At 69.7% G+C, this 20,163-nt stretch carries 24 protein-coding genes and 2 pseudogenes; 7 read left to right on the top strand and 19 right to left on the bottom strand.

Annotated elements, in window-relative coordinates:
- Positions 1-103 precede the first annotated feature (103 nt).
- Positions 104-787: a hypothetical protein gene (locus ABD932_RS21550; RefSeq protein ID WP_345015155.1), complete on the top strand. Its 684-nt coding sequence runs from the start codon at positions 104-106 to the stop codon at positions 785-787.
- A gap of 14 nt (positions 788-801) precedes the next feature.
- Here the strand turns inward: ABD932_RS21550 and ABD932_RS21545 are convergent, their stop codons facing one another.
- The 6 genes from ABD932_RS21545 to ABD932_RS21520 form a co-directional block, all read right to left on the bottom strand.
- Entirely contained in the window at positions 802-2,616 is a 1,815-nt protein-coding gene (locus ABD932_RS21545; RefSeq protein ID WP_345015154.1) for a SpoIIE family protein phosphatase, read from the bottom strand.
- Positions 2,617-2,739: 123 nt separating this feature from the next.
- Positions 2,740-2,922 carry a hypothetical protein gene (locus tag ABD932_RS21540; protein ID WP_345015153.1) on the bottom strand — a complete coding sequence of 61 codons (183 nt, stop codon included), beginning with the start codon at positions 2,920-2,922 and terminating at the stop codon, positions 2,740-2,742.
- A gap of 24 nt (positions 2,923-2,946) precedes the next feature.
- Entirely contained in the window at positions 2,947-3,303 is a 357-nt protein-coding gene (locus tag ABD932_RS21535) for a PRC-barrel domain-containing protein (protein WP_345015152.1), read from the bottom strand.
- A 60-nt stretch (positions 3,304-3,363) separates the two neighbouring features.
- Positions 3,364-3,636 carry a hypothetical protein gene (locus ABD932_RS21530; RefSeq protein WP_345015151.1) on the bottom strand — a complete coding sequence of 91 codons (273 nt, stop codon included), beginning with the start codon at positions 3,634-3,636 and terminating at the stop codon, positions 3,364-3,366.
- Positions 3,637-3,807: 171 nt separating this feature from the next.
- Positions 3,808-4,302, bottom strand: coding sequence for a DUF5994 family protein (locus ABD932_RS21525; RefSeq protein ID WP_345015150.1), 495 nt, complete (start codon positions 4,300-4,302; stop codon positions 3,808-3,810).
- Between the two features lie 165 nt (positions 4,303-4,467).
- A complete protein-coding gene (locus tag ABD932_RS21520; protein WP_345015149.1) occupies positions 4,468-4,737 on the bottom strand; it encodes a hypothetical protein in 270 nt (89 codons plus the stop codon).
- 287 nt (positions 4,738-5,024) lie between these two features.
- Here ABD932_RS21520 and ABD932_RS21515 point away from each other — a divergent pair, with 287 nt between their 5' ends.
- The 4 genes from ABD932_RS21515 to ABD932_RS21500 all read left to right on the top strand — a co-directional run bounded on the left by ABD932_RS21515 (position 5,025) and on the right by ABD932_RS21500 (position 7,367).
- Positions 5,025-5,630, top strand: a complete 606-nt coding sequence (locus tag ABD932_RS21515; RefSeq protein ID WP_345015148.1) for a DUF5994 family protein — start codon at positions 5,025-5,027, stop codon at positions 5,628-5,630.
- Between the two features lie 5 nt (positions 5,631-5,635).
- Positions 5,636-5,884, top strand: coding sequence for a hypothetical protein (locus ABD932_RS21510; RefSeq protein ID WP_425587494.1), 249 nt, complete (start codon positions 5,636-5,638; stop codon positions 5,882-5,884).
- 434 nt (positions 5,885-6,318) lie between these two features.
- Positions 6,319-6,690: an STAS domain-containing protein gene (locus ABD932_RS21505; RefSeq protein WP_345015147.1), complete on the top strand. Its 372-nt coding sequence runs from the start codon at positions 6,319-6,321 to the stop codon at positions 6,688-6,690.
- Positions 6,687-7,367 (top strand): hypothetical protein, encoded by a 681-nt coding sequence (locus tag ABD932_RS21500; RefSeq protein ID WP_345015146.1) that lies wholly within the window; start codon positions 6,687-6,689, stop codon positions 7,365-7,367. The genes ABD932_RS21505 and ABD932_RS21500 overlap by 4 nt, the downstream gene beginning before the upstream one ends.
- Before the next feature lie 431 nt (positions 7,368-7,798).
- Here the strand turns inward: ABD932_RS21500 and ABD932_RS21495 are convergent, their stop codons facing one another.
- The 8 genes and pseudogenes from ABD932_RS21495 to ABD932_RS21460 all read right to left on the bottom strand — a co-directional run.
- Positions 7,799-8,152: a MerR family transcriptional regulator gene (locus ABD932_RS21495; RefSeq protein WP_345015145.1), complete on the bottom strand. Its 354-nt coding sequence runs from the start codon at positions 8,150-8,152 to the stop codon at positions 7,799-7,801.
- Positions 8,153-8,849: 697 nt separating this feature from the next.
- Positions 8,850-9,161, bottom strand: coding sequence for an SCO5918 family protein (locus ABD932_RS21490; RefSeq protein WP_345015144.1), 312 nt, complete (start codon positions 9,159-9,161; stop codon positions 8,850-8,852).
- Between the two features lie 65 nt (positions 9,162-9,226).
- Entirely contained in the window at positions 9,227-9,511 is a 285-nt protein-coding gene (locus tag ABD932_RS21485; RefSeq protein ID WP_345015143.1) for a CBS domain-containing protein, read from the bottom strand.
- 104 nt (positions 9,512-9,615) lie between these two features.
- The gene (locus tag ABD932_RS21480; RefSeq protein WP_345015141.1) at positions 9,616-11,118 is read right to left on the bottom strand and encodes a DEAD/DEAH box helicase; all 1,503 of its coding nucleotides are present in this window, start codon (positions 11,116-11,118) and stop codon (positions 9,616-9,618) included.
- Between the two features lie 253 nt (positions 11,119-11,371).
- Positions 11,372-11,575, bottom strand: a complete 204-nt coding sequence (locus tag ABD932_RS21475) for a cold-shock protein (RefSeq protein ID WP_093912074.1) — start codon at positions 11,573-11,575, stop codon at positions 11,372-11,374.
- Between the two features lie 371 nt (positions 11,576-11,946).
- Entirely contained in the window at positions 11,947-12,006 is a 60-nt protein-coding gene (locus ABD932_RS21470; protein ID WP_345015399.1) for a hypothetical protein, read from the bottom strand.
- A gap of 138 nt (positions 12,007-12,144) precedes the next feature.
- Entirely contained in the window at positions 12,145-12,612 is a 468-nt protein-coding gene (locus ABD932_RS21465; RefSeq protein ID WP_345015139.1) for a DUF5990 family protein, read from the bottom strand.
- A 114-nt stretch (positions 12,613-12,726) separates the two neighbouring features.
- Positions 12,727-13,082: pseudogene (locus ABD932_RS21460) on the bottom strand (response regulator transcription factor); the annotation flags it as partial.
- Between the two features lie 455 nt (positions 13,083-13,537).
- Here ABD932_RS21460 and ABD932_RS21455 point away from each other — a divergent pair.
- Positions 13,538-13,933: a hypothetical protein gene (locus ABD932_RS21455; protein WP_345015137.1), complete on the top strand. Its 396-nt coding sequence runs from the start codon at positions 13,538-13,540 to the stop codon at positions 13,931-13,933.
- Positions 13,934-14,539: 606 nt separating this feature from the next.
- Positions 14,540-15,205: pseudogene (locus tag ABD932_RS21450) on the top strand (CU044_5270 family protein); the annotation flags it as partial.
- Positions 15,206-15,262: 57 nt separating this feature from the next.
- Here the strand turns inward: ABD932_RS21450 and pssA are convergent.
- The 5 genes from pssA to ABD932_RS21425 all read right to left on the bottom strand — a co-directional run bounded on the left by pssA (position 15,263) and on the right by ABD932_RS21425 (position 20,154).
- Positions 15,263-16,078: a CDP-diacylglycerol--serine O-phosphatidyltransferase gene (gene pssA / locus ABD932_RS21445; protein ID WP_345015398.1), complete on the bottom strand. Its 816-nt coding sequence runs from the start codon at positions 16,076-16,078 to the stop codon at positions 15,263-15,265.
- Positions 16,079-16,254: 176 nt separating this feature from the next.
- Positions 16,255-17,244 carry a branched-chain amino acid transaminase gene (locus tag ABD932_RS21440; protein ID WP_345015135.1) on the bottom strand — a complete coding sequence of 330 codons (990 nt, stop codon included), beginning with the start codon at positions 17,242-17,244 and terminating at the stop codon, positions 16,255-16,257.
- Positions 17,241-17,912 (bottom strand): HAD family hydrolase, encoded by a 672-nt coding sequence (locus tag ABD932_RS21435; protein WP_345015134.1) that lies wholly within the window; start codon positions 17,910-17,912, stop codon positions 17,241-17,243. The genes ABD932_RS21440 and ABD932_RS21435 overlap by 4 nt, the downstream gene beginning before the upstream one ends.
- Entirely contained in the window at positions 17,912-19,249 is a 1,338-nt protein-coding gene (locus tag ABD932_RS21430) for a D-arabinono-1,4-lactone oxidase (RefSeq protein WP_345015132.1), read from the bottom strand. The genes ABD932_RS21435 and ABD932_RS21430 overlap by 1 nt, the downstream gene beginning before the upstream one ends.
- Positions 19,246-20,154 (bottom strand): SDR family oxidoreductase, encoded by a 909-nt coding sequence (locus ABD932_RS21425; RefSeq protein ID WP_345015130.1) that lies wholly within the window; start codon positions 20,152-20,154, stop codon positions 19,246-19,248. The genes ABD932_RS21430 and ABD932_RS21425 overlap by 4 nt, the downstream gene beginning before the upstream one ends.
- Positions 20,155-20,163: the final 9 nt, after the last annotated feature.

Genomic DNA, 20,163 nt, shown 5'->3' with positions numbered 1-20,163 from the left:
AGACACCGAGAGCTCCTCGCGTACCGGCTCCGACACCGGTGCCGCCCTCGGCGACCGAAGACACCGGGTCGGGTCCGCCCGTGCCCGGGGCAGGGCTTGCCCCATGACCGTGAACGTGCCCGTTCCGCCGACGCCCACCGAGCTCCTCGGAGGGCAGGTCGGCCCGGACCGGCGTGGCACGCGGGAGGCGCGTCGGCCGGGGCCGGAGCGCGGCTCGTCGCCACGCGCGGGCGAACGCGTCCGTGAGCTGAGCCGAGGTCAGATCGAGGACCGGCTGGGGGAGCTGGGCGACCTGTACGCGCAGACCGCGGGCGGCGGCCCGTGGGTGTGGAACCAGGCCCGCGGCGCCTTTCTACGACGGCTGGTGGCAGACGTACGCCGCCCCGGATTCGAGTTGCTGATCGCGGAGTCCACCGAGCTGATCGGGTGCGCGTACGGCTTCCCCGTATGCGGCGCCGGGCCCTGGTGGGAGGGCTTCGACGGATACCTTCCCGGGAGCCTGCTCCGCCCCGCCGCCTCCGGACGCCTTTTCGTGATCTCCGTGATACTCGTTCCGCCTCGGGTGCGCAGAGAGAACCAGGGCCGGCCCTGGAACCTTGCCCGGCGCCTGCAGAAGCGGCTGCTCACCGACCATGGCGCCGCGCTCGGCGTCATGCTGGTGAGCCGCTCCGACAACACGACCGTCGAGGCGTTGCGGTCCTGGGGGTGGCGGTACGCCGAGGGCGACGCGTCTCGGAGGTCCCCGTCCCTGTACAGCCCGTTCCGTGTTCTGGTCCTCGGAGCCTGAGCACCCGTCCGCTGTCATGGTGGCGGCAGACGCAGGGCGAGCAGGGCCACGTCGTCGGTGCTACCGGGGGGCATCCGGGCGAGCAGTTGGTCGCACAGCGTGTCCAGCGGTGTGTGGGCGAGCGTGAGGGCGTGGCGGCGCAGCCGGTCCAGGCCGGTGTCGAGGTCGCTGCCGGGGATTTCGATCAGGCCGTCGGTGTAGAGCAGCAGGGTGGAGCCCGGCGGCAGGGCGTGCGTGGCGTTCGGCCGGCTCGCGCCGGTGTACGCGGGGGCGCCGAGGACGAGTCCCTGTCCGGCTTCGAGGTACTGCGCGTGCCCGCCGGGGGTCAGCAGGAGAGGCGGCGGATGTCCGGCGCTGGTCCACCGCAGGGTCCACGGTCCGGTGTGCGGGTGGCCTTCGACCCGGGCGAGGACGAGGGTGGCCATGGGGACGGTGGTGATGGCGGGCATGGCGTCGTCGAGGCGGTCGATGACGGCGCCGGGCGGTCCGGTGTGGTCCCAGGCCAGGGACCGCAGGATGCCGTGCAGTTGGGCCATTCCGGCGGCCGCGGTCAGGTCGTGGCCGACGACGTCGCCGATGACCAGCGCGAGCGTGCCGTCCTTCAGCTCGAACGCGTCGTACCAGTCGCCGCCGACCTGGGAGCCGGCGGGGGCGGGCTGGTAGCGGGCGGCCAGCCGCAGCCGGCCGGGCTGGGGCAGTGGGGCGAGCAGGTTGCGCTGCATGGCCTCGGCGACGGCGCGCTGGCGGCCGAACCGCCGTGCGTTGTCGATGACCAGGCCGACCCGGCGGCCGATGTCGCTCACCACCTCCAGGTCGGCGGTGTCGAAGGGGTGCGCCGGATCGGTGCGCACTACCGTCAGGGCGCCGGTGATCTGCCGACTGGAGCCCAGCGGGACCGTGATGGCGGAGGCCGCGTGCACCGTGCGCAGGAAGTCGCTGTGCGCGGCGGCCAGGGGCGAGCCGGGCGGTGCGGCCGCCTCCGTCTCGTTCTGCGCGTCCTGCTCGCTCTGCAGCACGGGATCACCTCCGGTCAGCGCCCGGACAAGAGCTGAGGGCTCCGCCTCCCCGGCCTCGGGAAGGCGCTCGCGCCCGCCCTCCAGCCCGGCGGCCCGGCCCGCGGGACCGGTCACCGCCACCCGGTGGACCTGCCCGGAACCGGTCCGGAGGTCCACCGCCGCCCAGTCGGCGAGGCGGGGAACCAGCAGGCGGCCCAGCCGGGCGAGGGCTTCGTCGGTCTCCAGGGTCTGACCCAGGACGTCGGTGATCTCCGCGACCAGCGTCAGCCGCTCGTTGAGGTCCTCCAGGGCACTCGTGTAGGCCGCACGTTCCCGGCCCGCGCTGCGGTCGCTGGTGATGTCGGTGAACAGCACGGCCATGCCCTTGAAGGAGCCGCCGTCCGTCAGGGGAGAAGCGGACCAGGAGATCGTGACCAGGCGACCGTCACCGCGCAGATAGCTGTCGCCCTCCCCGCGCGCGGCGGCCCCTTCGGCCAGCGCCCGGAGCAGCGGGCACTGCTCGCGCAGGAGCGTGCCGCCGTCCGTGTCCCGGTGCAGCAGCTCGTGCGCGTCCTTCCCGCGTATCGCGCGGGTGGCTCGGCCCAGCAGCCGTTCGCCGGCCGGGTTGACGGCGAGGATCCGGCCGGCCGGATCCACCACCATCAGGGCTGTGCTCAGCTGCTCGACGACCTGCTGCCAGAAACCCGGCTCGGCCGCCGGCCACGACCGCCCCTCACCTCCCGCACCGGGCACCGCATCCTCCACCACGCCGCCCTCCAGCCATGGCAGCCTCCCACCGAAGACCGGGCACATCGGCATCAGGGGAACCGACACATCAGTAACCTGATGGTCCCCCGACAGGAACCCGCTCGCATGGCCGAGGCGAGGACCTGGTCGCCCACCTCCGCCGTGCCGCGTGCCATCTCCGTGGGCCGAGTTTCCGCTCACCTGCCGCCGTCAGCGGGCGGGACGCCGCCTGGCGCGCCGGGACAGCCGCACCGCGAAGAAGGTCACGTCGGCGACGAAGAGCACGATGCCGATGGCCAGGAGATAGCCCAGGTCGTCCGCCACGGCCCCGATGATTCCCAGTACGACGGCCACGAGGACGAGCAGAAGAAGAGCGCCATCACGCCGGACCACCTCTCCTGTGCCGCGTGCTTACGGTCAGCGGCGTGCGAGCTGACGTTCGCCGCCTGCTCCCGGCCGGTACGTCATGCCGTAGTGATGGAAGATCTCTTCCTCCTGCTCGGCCGGCAGCACGTCGTCCGTACCGATCGACGGGGCCTTCCGTACCTGTCCCCTGGCGTAGGGGACCTTGACGTAGCCCGGTCCGAGGACCGCGTCGTCGACGGGGACGAAGACCAGGCGGTGGCGGGTGGGCAGCCCGGTCCGGACGGTGGCCATGGCCGGTTCGTCGGTGGCCGTGTCCACATAGACCGCTTCGAGCATGCCGATCCTGCGCTGTTTCGGATCGACCACGTCATGGGTGCGCCACTCGCGGATGTCGGCCGAACGGATCATGCCCTGCTCCTGTCTGCGCGCTCCGCCGGCGGCGCAACGGCCCCGGTGTCCACCCGCCGGTCAGCCGCGGTCCTCCTCCTCGGCCTCCATGAGTCGTATCCCCTGATGCGTCAGCATGACCGTCGCGGGAGTGTCTCCATGGGCCCAGCGGACCGTGACGAGCCCTTCCTCCACCAGATAGGTGCAGGCCGCGGCCAGATCCTGCTCGGGGATCGCGAGATCTTCACGCAGCTTGGCCCCGGAGACGTCAGGGAGGCCGCTGCCTTCCATGTCCTCGTACAGGGTCTTCATGATCGCTTCGCGGTAGGTCTTCCGCTCGTGCAGTGTTGCCATGGTCGCCGCCACTCGTGCCGGGCTCCGGACCCGTCGCCCCCTGCAAGGAGAAGGTCGCAGGTCACCGACTGACTCCCGCAGCTCACTCTACTCCGGGCCGGGGCCCGAGAACCTGCCCACGAGCAGCGCTCACGACCACGGGGGCGGCACCCCGTCCGCCCGCCCCCCTCCTCACATCCCCACAGCGCGCAGCTGATTCCAGCCGGGTGACGAGAGGACACCGCCGCTCCCGTCCTTCCCGGCCGGCGCCCTGCTTCCGTGGCGGGCCCGTTCCGCCGTCATGAGCGCGGTCGCGGTCCTCGGCGGACCGGCGTCCGCGCTCGCGGCGGCCATCAGCCGGGCGGCCGAGGAGGCGCCGGTCTCCGGGGGGACCACCAGAAGATCCCAGCGGCCCGCGGTGTAGGACAGCAGAGTGATCCCGTGCGGATCCAGCTCAGAGGTGAACCAACCGACCCTCACCACATGGCCGTTGACGAAGATCCTGGGCGGGAGTATCGGCCAGTGGCGGGGGTTGACCGCGATACGGGTGATCCGCCCCCACAGCGGATCCAGCACGTCCGCCAAGGCGGAGAGTTCACTCGGCAGGTCACGTGAACGAGGCCACCAGGCGCCGTCCAACTCGGCGCGTCCTCCGGAAGAGTTCTCGGACCTCAACGCGAGGCGCACGGTCGGGGCCCTGAACGGAACGGCCCGTAGCGGGGGGTGAGAGGTGGTCGCGGACATCGCGCAAACCCGTCTCCGGACTCCTGCGCGAGAGCAGCTGCCCGGTGTCGTCGCTCACCGGGAACGACACCGGCATCGGAGCCGATGTGCGAAGTGCTCCCGATGGCTTCACGCTACTCCCCGCAGGAGCCGGGCGGACCGGACAGCGTGCCGCAGGCCGAACAGCCCCTCAGCCGGGGAAGCGCGGCCGGTCGGCCGCGGCGGGGTCTCGGGCCGGATTGCCGTCGGTGCGGGGATGGCCGGGTTGGCCGGGTTGGCCGGGTTAGCCGGGTTGGCCGGGTTGGCTGGGATGGCCGTGGTGGTGTCGAAGCCGCCCGAGATGATCCGCGCGGCGAGGTGCGACAGTCGCAGCGGGACGGCGTGTGTGCTCAGGTGCACCGTCTGCCCCGTCGCGCGGGCCCGTGCGACGAATGCCGATCGTCCCTTTCCACCATCTGGCGAATACGGCCCGTTCAGACTGTTGCCCCTGGGACGAATGGCCGGGGCAGGGGCGCATGGGAGCGCATGGGGCCGTTTCTCCCTTGGCCGTACGGTCCGTTGGGCGTGCCCGAGGAGTAGGCTGAAATCACCGAGGATATTTCGCGCACAGGCTCCCAGGCTCGTGTCGTTTTCGGCGATTGAATACGCCGGGCCGGTCATGACCGGCCCGGGGCAGGGTTCGCGTCATGACTGCGACCATTTCCCTCCCGCCGACAGCCGAAGCCGAAGTCGATGACCGTGTGTTCTCCTCGTCGTCTCCCCGTCTGTCGCTCGCTCCCACCGGCCCCGCACCGGCTCTGCTGGACGGCGCATGGTGGCCCCGCTCCCGCGATCTCGGGGCCGAACTCCCCTCCCTCACGGCCGTATTGGATCCGTTGTGGGGGCGGATCACCCGGGTCACGGTGAATCCCACCCACTGGCCGGTCGTTCCGCGCAAGGTGCCCGTCGCCGGGCACGTGGTGAAGGTGGGCTGGTTCCTGGCCGAGCAGGACCCGCACGAACTGCTGTTGCTCTCGTACGGCATGGGCCGCTGGAACCTCCTGGTGGTCCCGCCGCAGACGACGCCCGTCTCGGCCGCCTGGCTGATGGCCGCCGCGAGCGACCCACTGGGCACGTCGACCGCGAGCCGGTTGATGGCGGAGGCCGCGCGCCTGCGGACGGTGTCCGAGGCCGACCGGGCCGTGGAAGCGGTCTGGGACTCCGAAGGAGGCCACGAGGCCCGCGATCCGGCCGCACGTCCCCGGATCCCGGCCGTGACCGCCACGCTGCCGTATCAGCCGATGGGGAGGTGAGGACCGTGGAGACGTTCGCGATCGTGATCGCGGTCCTGGCGATGATCGCCTTCGGGGTGCTCCTCATCCACCTGCTCAACTCACAGCACAGTGACCGCATGGCCGCCTTCCATTACGGCCGCACCGGGATGCCTGTCCCGGGCCCGGCCCCGTCGGCTCCGGGGAAGGGACACGGCCGGGCGAGAGTGAGCGGCATTGTCGGCCGCCGTGACCGCCGTGACCGTCGTGAGGACGGGCCGAGCCGACCGAACTGACACCACCGCACGAACGAACAGCGCCACCGCCCGAACCAACAGCACCGCCCGCAGCCCAAGACCCCGGTCGCAGCACGCGCACGACAGGCCGGGGTCTTCCCGTGTCCTGTGCCCCGAGCCCGGGCTGCCCGGGCCCGGGGACGGCACAAAGCCAAGGAGGCCGATGAGCAGTCAATGCCGTCCGGGCCTCGGCGGCACTCCTACAGGACACGATGCCCGCGGGGCGCGGACCTTCCGTCCGATCCCGTGGCGCATCCCGGACAGCCGATCCGTCATCCGCCACCGTGCTCGCCAACCCGGGCTGCCGGACCGGCCGTTCACCCGTCACCGCGCACCCCCGTTTCGGCGGCATGCCGCGAGGGCACGGCCGGCAGGGCCTGACCCAGCCACGCGGCACTCTCCGACGGGTACTTCGTATGTCGAACCGAGGAGCCATGCCCCTTCCGCAACTGAACGTCCACCGCCACGACCACGCCACCCGCGCGCTGGTCACCCTCGCCGGAGAGATTGACCTGGTCACCGCCCCGCTCGTGCGCGCCGCACTGGCCGCATGCCTGCGCGACGGAATCCGCACCACCGACGTCGATCTCACGGCGGTCACCTTCTGCGACGCCAGCGGACTCAACGCCTTCCTCACGGCATCCGGGCTCGCCACCGATGCCGGAACGTCCCTCCAACTGCACTACCCGCCGCCGACCCTGGCCCGCATCATCGAGCTCACCGGCTCCGGCTTCCTGCTCCACGAGCTCCACGCCGTTCGACCACCGTCACCGCGGGTTCCCGCTGCCGCGGGCGGTGCGCCGTGACGGCCCCGCTCCGCGGTGAGCCGCCAAGGGGCGAGGGAAGCACACCGTCTCACGCCAACGCGGTACGTCTGCGCCGGCTGAACCGCTGGCAGGCCGAGACCCTGCGGGAGGACCTGGCCGATCTGTACGTGGAGTCCTCCCGCGCGCAGGCAGGCCAGGAATACCGAGGCCGGGAGGCGTTTCTGCGGCGGCTCACCGGTGACATCCGGCGCGCGGGATTCGCCCTGTTGATCGCAGAGGACAGTGCCTTCGCCGGGTGTGCCTACGGATTCCCCGTACCGCGCGAGGGGACGTGGTGGAGGGGGTTCCACGGAACCCTTCCACAGAGCGTCGAACAACTCACCGCGTCCGGCCATGTCTTCGCGATCACCGAGATCGTGGTGCATCCCCATACGGACGACCAGGACCTCGCCCGCCGACTCCAGCAACGCCTGCTCGCCGACCACCACGCCTCGCTCGGGGCGACACTGGTCGACCAAGCCGACGCTCCGGCCTACGACGCCCTCCTGTCGTGGGGGTGGCAGGACATCGGGTCGATCCGCCGCCCGTCGGATTCCATGGTCCTCCGTCCGTCGGCCCCGGTGCTGCTGCGGGCCCTGATCCTTCCCCTCGGCCCACGCACGGCTGCCCGCCCGGACGGCCTCGCTCACGAAAACCGCACCCAACGGCCCGACTGACGGCAAACGGGCGGCCGGGCCGGGTGGCAGCAGGGGGACCGGGCCGCTGGGGTCGTGGGGGCGTTCCGAGGACAGGGGAAGCGCGCGAACAGTGCTCGATCAGCACTCATGTCCTGGTGGGGAAGCCGCGGCATAGCACAAGCCCCAGTCCGTTGACCTGGGGCTTCAAAAGAGCGGGTGACGAGAATCGAACTCGCGCTCCCAGCTTGGGAAGCGACGGTGCTTGGCAGGCTACGTGGTCTTTGACCTGTACTTATGTGGCTTGCGGGTAGCGCTGTGTGAGTCCCGGCTCGCACCGCTGTCGACCGCGGAGGCGCCGCCGCCCACTGCCGGGAGGCTGACCCGCGGGGCATGACCTGCTGGCCCGGGCGGGCGCTCAGGGGCGATCGGGCGTCGCGCGTGTGCGAGCCGACCGGCACGCGCCCACGTGATCAGCTGTCACCGGGAAGGGAGCTGTCGGGCGCTTCGCGCTCGGCACGGCTCCGGTACTCGGCGTTGATGCGCTGAGCTTCCTCGAGCTGGTCCTCAAGGATGACGATGCGGCAGGCAGCCTCGATCGGGGTGCCCCTGTCGACGAGCTCGCGGGCGCGCGCCGCGATCCGCAGTTGGTAGCGGGAGTACCGGCGGTGTCCGCCCTCCGAGCGAAGCGGAGTGATCAGACGGGCCTCACCGATGGCTCGGAGGAAAGCCGGGGTGGTTCCGAGCATCTCGGCGGCCCGCCCCATGGTGTATGCGGGGTAGTCGTCGTCGTCCAGACGATCACTGAGGGGGATATCTGCTGTCATGTCACCTCGTTGTGCAACGCGTCGAGGGGCCCTGGTGCCGTACGGCACCAGGGCCCCGAAGGAAATTCAACACCATCTGTCGGCCCTATTGCTGTGCCGACCTTCTGTTTCCGCTACCAGCCCTGCAGCAGGGGGGTGCGGGGATCGCGGCTGCGTGACCGGGGACCACCTTCCAATCCGGGGTCTTGCGGTACCCGGCCGAGTGCTTCCCGGGCCGGGCGATCCTGATGGCGTCTGCGTCCTCCGTCCTTCCTCTGAACCAACCGCTTGGTGAACTGGTACTGCGGTACTGCGTACTGCGGTACTGCTGTCGGCGGCCCCTCGACCTGCGGGCCGCCCAGTGTGGCTCTCAGTCCCGTCACCGTTCTGCGAACACTTGGCTTCGGTACTCCAGAGCCGCACTGGCCTGCGAACTTCATGTACTGCAACCCGCCAGTTCGTGTCTGCCGGGTTTCGCTTGACCGGTGTCTACGAGAAAAAGGCTAACCGTGCCAGGACTCAATGTCTACTCTGGCAAGAGTAGATTTCAGCTATCTGGGGGAACAGATAGCTTGTGACCTGCAACAACGGGTGACGCAGGCCGTTGTGGCCGGCGGCCCAGTCGCGGAGAACGGACGGCGAGACGGCCGTGAGGGCCCTGCCGACACATGTCGGCAGGGCCCTCACGGGGATCCTGATGGCGGTTTGCCGCCTGGCCTCATACGTCCATGGAGGCGGCGCCGAGCAGTGTCGACGCGGTCTGGAGCGGAGTCGGGACACACACGGGCGCGGCGTCGGGGCGGGCATGGCAGGTGAAGCCGAGGCGGGTCATGGCCCGGATGACTTCGCCGCCGGTGAAGTCGCGGCGGTCCTGTCGGGTGATGACCTGGCCCACCTGCTTGACGGGGTAGCGGCGGCGGCCGATGGTCACGGACTCACCTGTGACGATCTCGGGCGTGATGCCCTTCATCGAGGCCAGCACCCCGCTCTTGGTCAGGTCGAACGGGTACCTGGCGATGACACAGCGCATGAGCCCTCACAGAGAGATGGAGACGGGCTGAGGGAAGGAGAACGAACTGACCGGGGTGAGGCGGATCAGCGGGAGAGGGCGAGCACGCCCGGGGCCCGGCCGTGTTCCCCGACGGCGACGGGCCGAGGGGCGGGCGAGGCGAACGGTCCGTCGAGGACGTCCCGTAGCCGGATCCGGTCCGTGTACGCGGAACTGCCGCGGTGAACGGCGAGTTCTGCCCGGGTGATCGAGCCCGTGCACTCGTCGTCCCCGTCGCACAGGAGGAGGTACTCGACACCGGCACTGGCCATGACGGCCAGGGCGACCTCGACGGTCATGTCGTCCCGGACCCGGGGTCCGGCCGCGTCCATGTCGTCGACTGCGCTCCTGGGGGAGGGAACCGTTCGTTGCCGCCGCGTCTGTACCGGTGTCAAAGCTGTCTCCTCGGGGATGGGTGAGCTTCTGATCGATGCCTCTAGGCAGCCGGGTCGAAGGCGGGCCGCTGCGTCCTGCGCCGCCCCGCTCGTCCGGTGGCGCGCCCCTGGGCGGGGCGGGCGCGGCGGCCTCGGGGCGAGGAAGCCGCGGACGACCCGGCGCGGCGGGGGCGTTCCGCGGCGGGGGCGGTGATGACGACGGGAATTCCGGAAGGGGCCTGGGCCCCGGTGATGCGGCTCAGTTCCTCCTCACCCGAACGTACCGGGGTGATCCGGGGGGTGATGGCGGCCGAAGCCATCAGTCGGCTCATGCCGCGGCGCTGGCCGGGGGTGACGAGGGTGACGACGCTGCCGGACTCGCCGGCGCGGGCGGTGCGGCCGCCGCGGTGCAGGTAGTCCTTGTGGTCGGTGGGCGGATCGACGTTGACGACCAGGTCGAGGTTGTCGACGTGGATGCCGCGGGCCGCGACATTCGTCGCCACCAGGACCGTCACATGTCCGGTCTTGAACTGGGCGAGGGTCCGGGTGCGCTGGGGCTGGGACTTGCCGCCGTGCAGGGCCGCGGCGCGGACGCCGCTGTTCAGCAGGTGCTTGGTGAGCCGGTCCACGGCGTGCTTGGTGTCCAGGAACATGATCACCCGGCCGTCTCGTGCCGCGATCTCGGTGGTCGTCCGGTGCTTGTCCGCCTCGTGCACGTGGAGTACGTGGTGCTCCATCGTGGTGACCGCTCCCGCGGAGGGGTCGACGGAGTGGACCACCGGGTCGGTCAGGTAGCGGCGGACGAGCAGGTCGACGTTGCGGTCCAGGGTGGCGGAGAAGAGCATCCGCTGTCCTTCGGGGCGCACCTGGTCGAGCAGGGCGGTGACCTGCGGCATGAAGCCCATGTCGGCCATCTGGTCGGCCTCGTCGAGGACGGTGATGGCGACGTCGTCCAGCCGGCAGTCGCCACGGCCGATGAGGTCCTTGAGCCGACCCGGCGTCGCGACGACGACCTCTGCCCCGGCTCGCAGCGCCCCGGCCTGCCTGCCGATGGACATCCCGCCGACCACGGTCGCCAGCCGCAGCCGCACGGAGCGGGCGTACGGGGTGAGCGCGTCGGTCACTTGCTGGGCCAGCTCGCGGGTGGGGACGAGGACCAAGGCAAGCGGCTGCCGTGATTCCGCGCGCCGGCCCGCTGTACGGGCCAGCATCGCAAGACCGAAAGCGAGGGTCTTGCCCGACCCGGTACGGCCGCGGCCGAGCACGTCACGTCCGGCGAGGGAGTTCGGCAGGGTCGCTCCCTGGATGGGGAACGGTACGGTCACGCCCTCGTGCCCCAGCGCGGCCAGCAACGGCGCCGGCAGGGCGAGGTCGGCGAACGACTCGACGGCTGGCAGTGCGGGCGTGATCGTCTTCGGCAGCGCGAACTCGCCCTGGGGTGCGGCCTGTCGACGTCCGTAGCCCTGGGAACGCCGCGGCGCTCCCGAGCGCTGGGCGGCAGAACCCCGGGAGCGGTCGTAGGTGCGGGTTGTGCGGGTCGTGCGAGCGGTGCGTGCGCGGTTCAAGCGGAACCTTTCCTCGAGGTGAGCACGTGGGCACGTAGCAAGGAGATTCCGCAGCAGAGTGAACGGCGCAGAGAATCGCGAGAACGGGCCGGAGGTGATGGGCGCCGATTCGGATCGACGGGGGAATGCGTCACCGTGCGGTGATGCGGTGAGGCGGTGAGGCCTTCCCGTCATGCGCCCTGAAAATGCAGCGAGCTGGGGCCCGCACCCCAAGGTGCGGGCCCCAGCTGCGAAGTATGCGTTGCCGCCGGTGTCAGGCAGGAACGATGTTCTCGGCCGTCGGGCCCTTCTGACCCTGCCCGATGTCGAACGACACCTTCTGGCCTTCCTGCAGCTCGCGGAAGCCCTGGGTGGCGATGTTCGAGTAGTGGGCGAAGACGTCGGCGCCGCCGCCGTCCTGCTCGATGAAGCCGAAGCCCTTTTCCGCGTTGAACCACTTCACGGTGCCAGTAGCCATGTCATTTCTCCTTCGGAGACGATGTGCGAAATTCGCCCTGTGCGGATTCCGCGTCGCCGTGCTGATTAACCCGTCGGAAAATGAACCTTCTGGCAACCACACCTGCAACTGAGATCGACATTAGCATGCCGCGATCGGCCCTGCGCGGGAAATAATTCCGCCAGTGTCGGTGATCGAGGAATACTCGCCGTGTGCCGCACCTATTTCTCACTTCACGGATACAGATATTGATCCGCGCGGATGCAGTGTTCCTGCCGGGTGCTTCCGGCCACAGCGCCATGACCTCCGTCGATGAGCCATGCGCCGCTGCCGTCGTCATCAGCGGATGGGGCAACGGGCACCCCGCCGAGACCCCACTACCGCGATGAAGGTCACATCGGCCAGATGGGCGCGACGCCGACGGCCGCAGCCACGGCGGTTCCCGTGAGCACCCCGCGTCGTCAACCGGACGGGTGGCCGGTTCGTCGGTCAGGTGCTTTCGCCAGGCTGCCGGCCGGCGTTCCGCCCGTACGGCGACGACATCGTGCCGCGCCTGCCGCCACGAGAATCGTCTGTGTATGCAACCGCTCTCAGCCGGCGCGTGCGGCGGTCCAGGTGATGTGCGGGGGCTCGACGCGTCCGCACAGGGGCCCGCCCTGCGCGTCGGTCAGGCCGAGTCGTCCGACCAGCAGCCCGTCGCGTGCGGCGGCGGCGAGTACGTCGGCGGGGATGACGTCGAGCATGAGCTTGGCGCGGCGGAACATCGTGAAGGTGCCCGACTCGTCGACCGTGCCCCACGACAGGTAGATGAACCGTCGGCCCAGACGGTCCTGCACGTAGGGCCCTTTGACCTCGGTGCCGGTCGGCGAGGAACTCGTGGTGCACTCCAGGGTCCATGTCGCCGACGGTGCGTCGCCGGGCTGTGGCTCCAGGAGTTCGGCCGGACGGTCGCGGCGTTGCACGGCGATGTGGATGTTCCCGTGGGCGGGCACTTTGCCGTCGACGGAGGCGGGGCGGGTGAGCCCGGGCAGGTCGACGGCGTCGATGCGGATGCGCATGGGGGCCATCATCCCGTCATCGTCCGCGCAGAGGTCGGCCGACCTCGCACCGGGGGTGATCAGGGAGGTACGGCGGCAGTGCACCGCAGCTCAGGCGGGTGAGAGGGGGACGGCGCGCATGGCCTGGTTTATACGGGCCAGCAGCTCCCGTGGGCTGTACGGCTTGGTCATGTAGTCGTCCGCGCCGACCTCCAGGCCGAGCAGCACGTCGTCCTCGGTGGAGCGGGCGGTGAGCATGAGGACGGGTGTGTCCCCGTTCTGCCGCAGCACACGGCACACGCCGAGGCCGTCGATCCCCTGGGCAGCATCAGGTCCAGGACGACCAGGTCGGGCCGGCGGCTTGCGGTCTCGTCGATCGCGGCCCGCCCGTCGGCGACCACGACGGAGGTGTGACCCTCCCGAAGCAGCAGCCGCCGTATGAGCTCGGCCTGCATGACGTCGTCTTCCGCGACCAGAATATGTGCGCACACGAGGCCGACTCTAAGCGCGGGTGACCGGGGTCCAGGCCCGACTGCGGGGCTTCCCACACCCTCACGACTTCCTGACATGTCTGCCGGTCGGCCGAAGTCCGGGACCGGAGTCCGAAGCTGACGGGTTCCTCATACGTCTGCTTCAGCCTGACGCTCATGGCTTCATCGACGCACCGTCCCGGGATGCCGGCCGCCGGCCTGGCGCTGCTCCTCACGCTCACGGGGTGTGGCGGGACGGGGACGGGTGTGAGGACGGCCCAGGACGGCCGGTCGGCGACCGTCGGAGCATCTGACCGATCGGCCACCGGGTCCGCCGCCCCCGGCACGACCCAGGCCAGGCCAGGCGTCCTCGAACAGCGCGAGCCCCGTGCCGCTGCCGGGTCCGCCCGCTCGACGCGGACAAGGGCGGCGGCATCTGGCTGCACGTCGACCACGGCGGAACCACACAGGGCTGCGTGAGCGTGGCGCAGCAGCTCGCGGACCAGGTCACCGAGGGAAAGAGCCTGACCTGGCGGGTGTCCCTGTCCGAGACCGCCGACACCGAGATGTTCGTCCCCTTCAGCGTCCTGCCGACGGACGACGGCGCGGAGCTGTCCAGCACGGACGTGGACCCGCAGTGGCTGCTGGAGAACTACGGCGAAGCGGCGCTTCCGGAGCGCCCCCTGTCCAAGGTGGGCGGAATTTCCCTGCTTGCCGTCGTGCCCGCCGGTCAGCTCGGCACCGACGTGTCGATACCTACCGTCGCGGACGGCGCGACCGAACCGGAGGAAGCCGTGCGGATCCAGCTGTTCGGCTTCGAGGAGCTGCCGGTCGGCCCGATCTTCACCGGCCGGGTCGAGGACGGCTCCTGATGCGTAACGACTTCCGCTCGTGCTTACGGGACGCGACAACTTACGCAACAACTTCCTGACACGCGGCCGCAATGATCACGATCAGCCGGGAGGGACGGGTCAGGCCGTCCCTCCCGGTGTTTCCTGTGTGGTGATCTCCCTCGACCGGGAGCGAAGCAGCCGGCTGTTCAGAGAGGCGCGCAGAACACAGTTGCTGCCTCCGGTGGTCAACGCCTGGGGGACGCTGGGTGCTTATGGAGAACTCCTGTCCCGACGACCGTGCCCGCTGGCGGTGCTGGACGTGCCGAACGAGGGGTGTGCGCAGGAGCTCAGTCAGCGCGTCGGCATTCTGCGGCGGCTGGCGCCCGTGACGGTCCTCGCGCCCGAAGGCACCTGTCCCGCGGCGTTGTTCGAAGCGGGTGCCACCAACGTCCTGGATCGAGGCATGCCGATCGATGAGCTGGCCGCCCGGCTGGCGGCGGACCAGCGGTGGGCTGCCAGGGACGTGGCGCGGGAGTTCCGGTCGCGGGCGCGTGACCCGCAGCCGCCTCATGTGCTGCCCCAGCAGATGTCGCAGCGAGTCCTCCTGCGGCTCGTCCTCGCCGATTCCCTCCGCATGACGTCCGCGCGCTTTCCGCCGGGCCCGGCGGGCTCGGGTCGCCGGGGCAAGACCCCGTCACGGCGGGCATCGACCACCCCACATACAAGTGGCTGGCCTCGCTGCCCACCGACCCCGACGCGCTGCTCGAACTGCTCTACGCCCGGACCAGGGTGGACGACGGCGTGTCGAAGGAGCAGGCCGTCTTCTCCAGGATCGGCGACCTGGTGAGCGAAACGATCATGCCGTCGGCCAACGCCTCCGCGTTCTACAAGGCAGCGGCGAAGATCCCCGGCGTGCAGCAGATCCCCGACGCCGCCGGCCGTCACGGCATCGCCGTCACACGGGAGGACGCCTCCTCCGCAACCCGTGACGAATGGATCTTCGACAAGGACACCCTCGGGTTCCTCGGTTCCCGCTCGTACATCACCCAGGACGAGGTCAAGGGGGGCACTTCCGACACCCTGTTCGGGACCAGCACCATCATGGAGCGCACGGTCGTCGACCAGCACGGCAAGGCCCCGGCTGACCAGTGCCACGCGGGGTCCCTCAGGGTGCTGCAGGGGCACACGGACGAGGGACTGACATCCGGTACGGCGCGCTGTCTCACGTTTTCGCGTGATGTCGCGGGGCTTGGGGGCGGGTGCGCTCCCCAAGCCCCGTCCAAGCCCACCCTGCCGCATGCCGTCCGTTGACGCGTCCCAAGGCGTCGAGGCGGGTTCCTTCTCGGTGAAACCCGGTAAGGCCCTCGTTCAGACTGCCTTGGCCGAGCGTGCGTTGCGGGCCGAGGTGACGCGGCTCGCGCCGGCGAACACGGGAAGCAGGGCAGCCAGGCCGAGTTGCGCCGCGCAGCCGGTCACCAGAAGGATCTCGGCGCCTGGCGCGTCGGCGGCCCAGGCGACGAGGCAACCGATGTTGACCGCGGCCCAGCCCATCGTGGCGATTGCCATCGAACCGGTGGGCTTGGGGTACTCCACCCGGCTCACCATGAGCCAGGCGACAGAGAGGACGGCGAACAGGGTGACGTAGAAGGGCAGTTCGAGCAGAACGACGGAAACCACCGTGAGTGCCGCGAACGGGATCGGCATGCCCTGGAACATCCCGTCCTGCATCGTCGTGACGGAGAACCTGGCCAGACGCAACAGGCCACCGAGTAGAACGGCCACCGCGGCGACGACGGCGAGACCCAGCTGCCCGTCGTTGTTGACGAGCCCCCACACCAGGACGAGGTACGCGGGTGCGAGCCCGAAGCTGACCAGATCAGAGAGGTTGTCGAGCTCCGCCCCCATCCCGGAGCTGCGGAACCTCCGCGCGACGAGCCCGTCGCACAGATCGAAGAGGGAGGCCATCAGGATGAGCATCACGGCGGTGGCCGCACCGTGCCGTATCGAGCCACTGCCGGTGCTGCCCTGGAGGTAGGGGACCAGAATGGCGGTCGTGATGAAGTAGATCGAGGAGAAGCCGCAGACCGCGTTGCCGAGCGTCAGTACATCGGCCACCGACAGCTTCGAGGGGGAGGGCTGGTCATCTGTCACCGCGAGGGGTTCGTCAGCCCAGGATGCCGACATCTCGGGATCAGTGAGGGACAAGGCTTATCTCCTAGCACGACTCTGGCGGACGATCGCCAGTGGCGAGCCATCATCGCAGCAGAACGACGGAATCGACAGTCGAGGCCGGACTGCCGCCCGCCCCTACCGGAGAATAAACGCGGGCAAACGGACGGCAGTCCGGCGTCAGCATCCGATCAGAACGGAATCTCCGTCAGCCACTCCGCGTGCAGATCCGAGGCTCCGCGCACCAGGGCGGCGTACGATTCGTCCAGCGCCCGGACCACCGGCCCCGCGGTCCCCTCCCCGACCTTCAGGCCGTCGACCCAGGTCACGGGGAGGATCTCCCAGCCCGTACCCATGAAGAAGACCTCGTCCGCCAGATACAGCTCCGTGCGGTCGACGTCCCGCTCGACGACCGTGTACCCGAGCTCCCGCAGCAGTGTGATCGACGTATCGCGGGTCAGGCTCTCCAGAATTCCGCTGGTGGTGTTGGGCGTTGAGACGACACCGTCGCGGACGATGGCGATGCACGCGCCCGGTCCCTCGCTCACCTTCCCCCGCTCGTTGAGGAGGATGGGCCAGTCATGGCCGTTCTCCCGCGCCTCGATCATGGCGAGTCGGCCGTTGTGGTAGTTGGAGAATGCCTTCACCCGCGGCGGCATGGACGCCTCGTTGATACGGGTCCACGAGCTCACCGCGGCCCGGCAACCGCGCTCGGTACCGAGCCCGCTCTGGAACGTCCAGCTGTCCACGACGAGTTCACAGGCGATGCCGGCGGGCACCATCTGCTCCTGGATGATTCCGGCCGGGAAGGCCCAGGGCCGCAGATATACGTCATCACGGTAGGCGTTCGCGCGGATGACCTCGATCACGGCGGCGCGGAGCGTGTCGATTCCGTAGGGGATGTCCAGCCGGACGATGCGCGCCGACTCGTACAGCCGCCGCAGATGTTCATCGAGGCGGAAGGCCAGCAGCTTGGTCGCGTCGTGGGACACGTATGCCTTGATGCCTTCGAAGACTGCCGCGACCGAGGCGTGGCCCACGGCATTGACGTGGATGCTCGCTTCCGCCCAGGGAACGAGCGCCCCGCTGCGCCACAGCCAGTCGGGGTGTGCGCGGTCGTTCCGCACCAGAGAGTCCATGATCGACATGGCCGACAGGTCGAGTTCCTGTTCCATCGTCATCCGGGTATCACCTTTACTGTCGTGCCTGGCACGTCGAAACGTTCCAGCTGTTCCAGACTGTCGAGGACGAGGTCGGCCGCCGTCAGCTCGTTCCGACTGCCCAGCGCCCCCGGTACCGCCACACACGTCAGACCGGCGGCCTTGGCCGCCGCCACACCAACGTGCGAATCCTCCAGGGCGAGGCCGGCCTTCGGGCTGACACCCAGCAAGTCGAGGGCGCGCAGATACAGGTCGGGAGCGGGCTTGCGGGCCGCGACCTGCTCGCCCGTGACGACTGTGGTGAACCGCTCGAGAGCCTTCAGCCGGTCCAGGTGGCCCCGGACCCAGACCTCGTCGGAGCTGGAGACGACCGCGCTGCGTATTCCCTGTCGCGCGGCGCGCTCCAGCAGCTGCGTCACTCCTGGGCGCAGGGGTTCGGCGTTCGCCAGACGGGCCTTCGAACCGCGTCGCTCCGCCAGTTCCTCGGGGGACAGGGCCCGGCCGAGACGCTCGGCCAAGTCCTGCGCTGCGTACTTCTCTCCTTCGGCCCGGCCGGCCATCGCCGCCCACACCTCTTCGGGGAAGGCCAGACCGTGCCGGGAGTAGAGCAACTCCCAGGAGCGGTGCGCAGCCCGCTCCGTGTCACAGATGAGGCCGTCGAAGTCCCACAGCAGTGCCTCCGTGGGCATCAGTGTGCGCGGCGTGTGCCGCCGAGCACACGCCTGAGGTAGTCGCTCGTGAACATGTTGTCGGGGTCGAGTTCCGCCCGGATGTCCTGGAACGTCTTCCACCCCGGATAGAGATCCTCGAGCGATTCCGCCGTCGCCGTGTGCGCCTTGCCCCAGTGCGGCCGCCCGTCGTGCTCCTGCAGAGCCGCTTCGAAAACACGGAGGAGTTCGGTGTAGCCGACGGTTCGCGGGACGGTGATGTTCACATAGGCCGTTGTGCGTCCCTGCGCGGGGCTGAGCAGATACTCGTCGCCGGCGCCGAAGCGCACGGTGATCGAGTACGGCGTACGCAACCCGAAGCGTTTGACGTCCTCGTGCACGTTGCGCACCGCGTCGGTGGCCCTCGTCAGGGGCAGGGCGTATTCCAGGGAGAGGAACTTGACCGGCTGCGGGAAGGTGAAGGCGTTGTAGCTGACATCGACGTAGTCCGCCGGTCCCGCACTGCCGCCCAGCTGCGCGGTCATGATGCGCTGCACCGCCCTCTGGTCGATCCTCCCCACCAGGCCGGCCGTGGCGCACCGCACCTCTCCGAGGGTGTTGGCCCGGCGGCGGCGGGCGGCATCGACGGAGACCGGGGCGTCGGTGGGCTCCAGCTTGAGAGTCGAGGCGTTGTCGCTCCACCCCTTGAGAGAGAAGGTGGCGTGCTCCGCACTGCCGGCATACGCCTCGATGTCCTCAAGGATGCTCTCCAGCGGCTGACTGCCCTCCGTCACTCGCAGGTTGAACTTGGGCACGCAGCGCAGGGTCACGGTGGAGATGACACCCAGCGCGCCCAGGGAGGTGACCGCGGCCTGGAAGAGTTCCGGGTTCTCCTCGGGGCCGCAGGAGCGAACGCTGCCGTCGGCGGTCACGAGGGTGAGCCCGAGCACATGGCCGGAGAACGGACGGTGGTGCAGTCCGCTGCCGTGGTTGCCCGTGGAAATGGCGCCGGCGATGGTCTGGTCCTCGAGGGTACCCATGTTGGACAGGGCCAGACCCGCCTTGTCCAACGCCCAGTTGAGCTCCTTGAGCAGCGTTCCGCCCCGTACGGTCACGGAGGGCGTCTCGGGGTCGAGAGCGACGATGCCGGTGTAGCCCGTCAGATCGAGGAGCACCCCGCTGGTGGTCGCGATGGGGTTGAAGGAGTGTCCGGTGCCCGCCGCCCGCAGCGTCAGGCCGCGACTCGCGGCCTGATTCACGGCCTCGACGATGTCGCCCTCGTCGGTCGCACGAACCAGACGGCTCGGAACACACTGGGCGGAGCCGGCCCAGTTGCGCCACACGTTGGGGGCGTGCGATCGCCCGGTGCGCATTCTCATGCGGAGGTCCTTTCGGATGCGGTCCGACGGGGTAGGACGGCGCAATGCCGGTCCACCGCGTCACGCCAGTCGGGCATGACGAAGCCGAGTCGCGCCAGCCGGTCGGTGTTGAAAGCGGAGGTCTTGGGCCGACCGCCGACGAACTCGCAGTCGTCGAAGGAGATCGCCGTCGGTGGGTGGTCCGCGTTGAGCTTCGGGTCGTATTGCATGAGCGCGTAGGCGCCGAGCTCGTAGCGGGTGGCCCAGCCCTCGTTCGCGACATGCACGATTCCGGTCGGGAACTCGTCCCGTGTGATCAGGTGAACGATCGCGCGGGCCAGGTCCACCGTGTAGGTGGGCCGGCTGTACTGATCGTCGATCAGCTCCTGCCGTTCACCCCGTTCGGCAGCCCTGATGGTGGCCAGTACATCGTCGTTGTTCTCGGCGGCGCCGCCGAAGAGCCACGAGGTGCGGATCACCAGATGTTCCGGCACATGCGCCGCGATCTGTTCACCGGCGAGCTTCGTCAGCGCGTACACGCTCAGCGGGTTGGGCACGTCGGTCTCCCGGTAGCCCTCTGCCGGGGCCTCGACGCCGTCGAAGACGTAGTCGCTGGAGATGTAGACCAGACGGCTGCCGACCCTGCGGCATGCCTCGGAGACCTGGTGCACGCCCGAGACGTTGACTCGGAGGGCGAGGCCGGGGTCGGTCTCGCAAGGGGCCACGATGGCGATCGCGGCCAGATGCAGGACGATGTCCGGGCGGAAGCCGTCGATCGAGGCGGACACCGCGGCCTCGTCGGCGATGTCGAAGTCATGGACGGAGACGCCCTTGACGGTCCAGTCGGCCGTGTGGGGATGGGAGTTCAGCTCCCGTGTCAGGGCCTTGCCCAGGCTTCCGTCTGCACCGGTTATATACAGGCGCATCGTTTCTCC

The sequence above is a fragment of the Streptomyces shaanxiensis genome (assembly GCF_039537145.1).
Taxonomy (GTDB): Bacteria; Actinomycetota; Actinomycetes; order Streptomycetales; family Streptomycetaceae; genus Streptomyces; species Streptomyces shaanxiensis.
The sequence above is the reverse complement of the archived record's forward strand: the minus strand, read 5'-3'. Positions and strand labels throughout refer to the sequence as shown.

Coding starts and splice junctions, on each gene's coding strand:
- ABD932_RS21550 (WP_345015155.1), top strand. CDS start 104: ATGACCGTGAACGTGCCCGTTCCGCCGACGCCCACCGAGCTCCTCGGA.
- ABD932_RS21535 (WP_345015152.1), bottom strand. CDS start 3,303: ATGATCCGTTCGGCCGACATCCGCGAGTGGCGCACCCATGACGTGGTC.
- ABD932_RS21530 (WP_345015151.1), bottom strand. CDS start 3,636: ATGGCAACACTGCACGAGCGGAAGACCTACCGCGAAGCGATCATGAAG.
- ABD932_RS21515 (WP_345015148.1), top strand. CDS start 5,025: ATGACTGCGACCATTTCCCTCCCGCCGACAGCCGAAGCCGAAGTCGAT.
- ABD932_RS21505 (WP_345015147.1), top strand. CDS start 6,319: ATGCCCCTTCCGCAACTGAACGTCCACCGCCACGACCACGCCACCCGC.
- ABD932_RS21495 (WP_345015145.1), bottom strand. CDS start 8,152: ATGACAGCAGATATCCCCCTCAGTGATCGTCTGGACGACGACGACTAC.
- ABD932_RS21490 (WP_345015144.1), bottom strand. CDS start 9,161: ATGCGCTGTGTCATCGCCAGGTACCCGTTCGACCTGACCAAGAGCGGG.
- ABD932_RS21485 (WP_345015143.1), bottom strand. CDS start 9,511: ATGGACGCGGCCGGACCCCGGGTCCGGGACGACATGACCGTCGAGGTC.
- ABD932_RS21475 (WP_093912074.1), bottom strand. CDS start 11,575: ATGGCTACTGGCACCGTGAAGTGGTTCAACGCGGAAAAGGGCTTCGGC.
- ABD932_RS21465 (WP_345015139.1), bottom strand. CDS start 12,612: ATGCGCATCCGCATCGACGCCGTCGACCTGCCCGGGCTCACCCGCCCC.
- pssA (WP_345015398.1), bottom strand. CDS start 16,078: ATGTCGGCATCCTGGGCTGACGAACCCCTCGCGGTGACAGATGACCAG.
- ABD932_RS21440 (WP_345015135.1), bottom strand. CDS start 17,244: ATGACGATGGAACAGGAACTCGACCTGTCGGCCATGTCGATCATGGAC.
- ABD932_RS21435 (WP_345015134.1), bottom strand. CDS start 17,912: ATGCCCACGGAGGCACTGCTGTGGGACTTCGACGGCCTCATCTGTGAC.
- ABD932_RS21430 (WP_345015132.1), bottom strand. CDS start 19,249: ATGAGAATGCGCACCGGGCGATCGCACGCCCCCAACGTGTGGCGCAAC.
- ABD932_RS21425 (WP_345015130.1), bottom strand. CDS start 20,154: ATGCGCCTGTATATAACCGGTGCAGACGGAAGCCTGGGCAAGGCCCTG.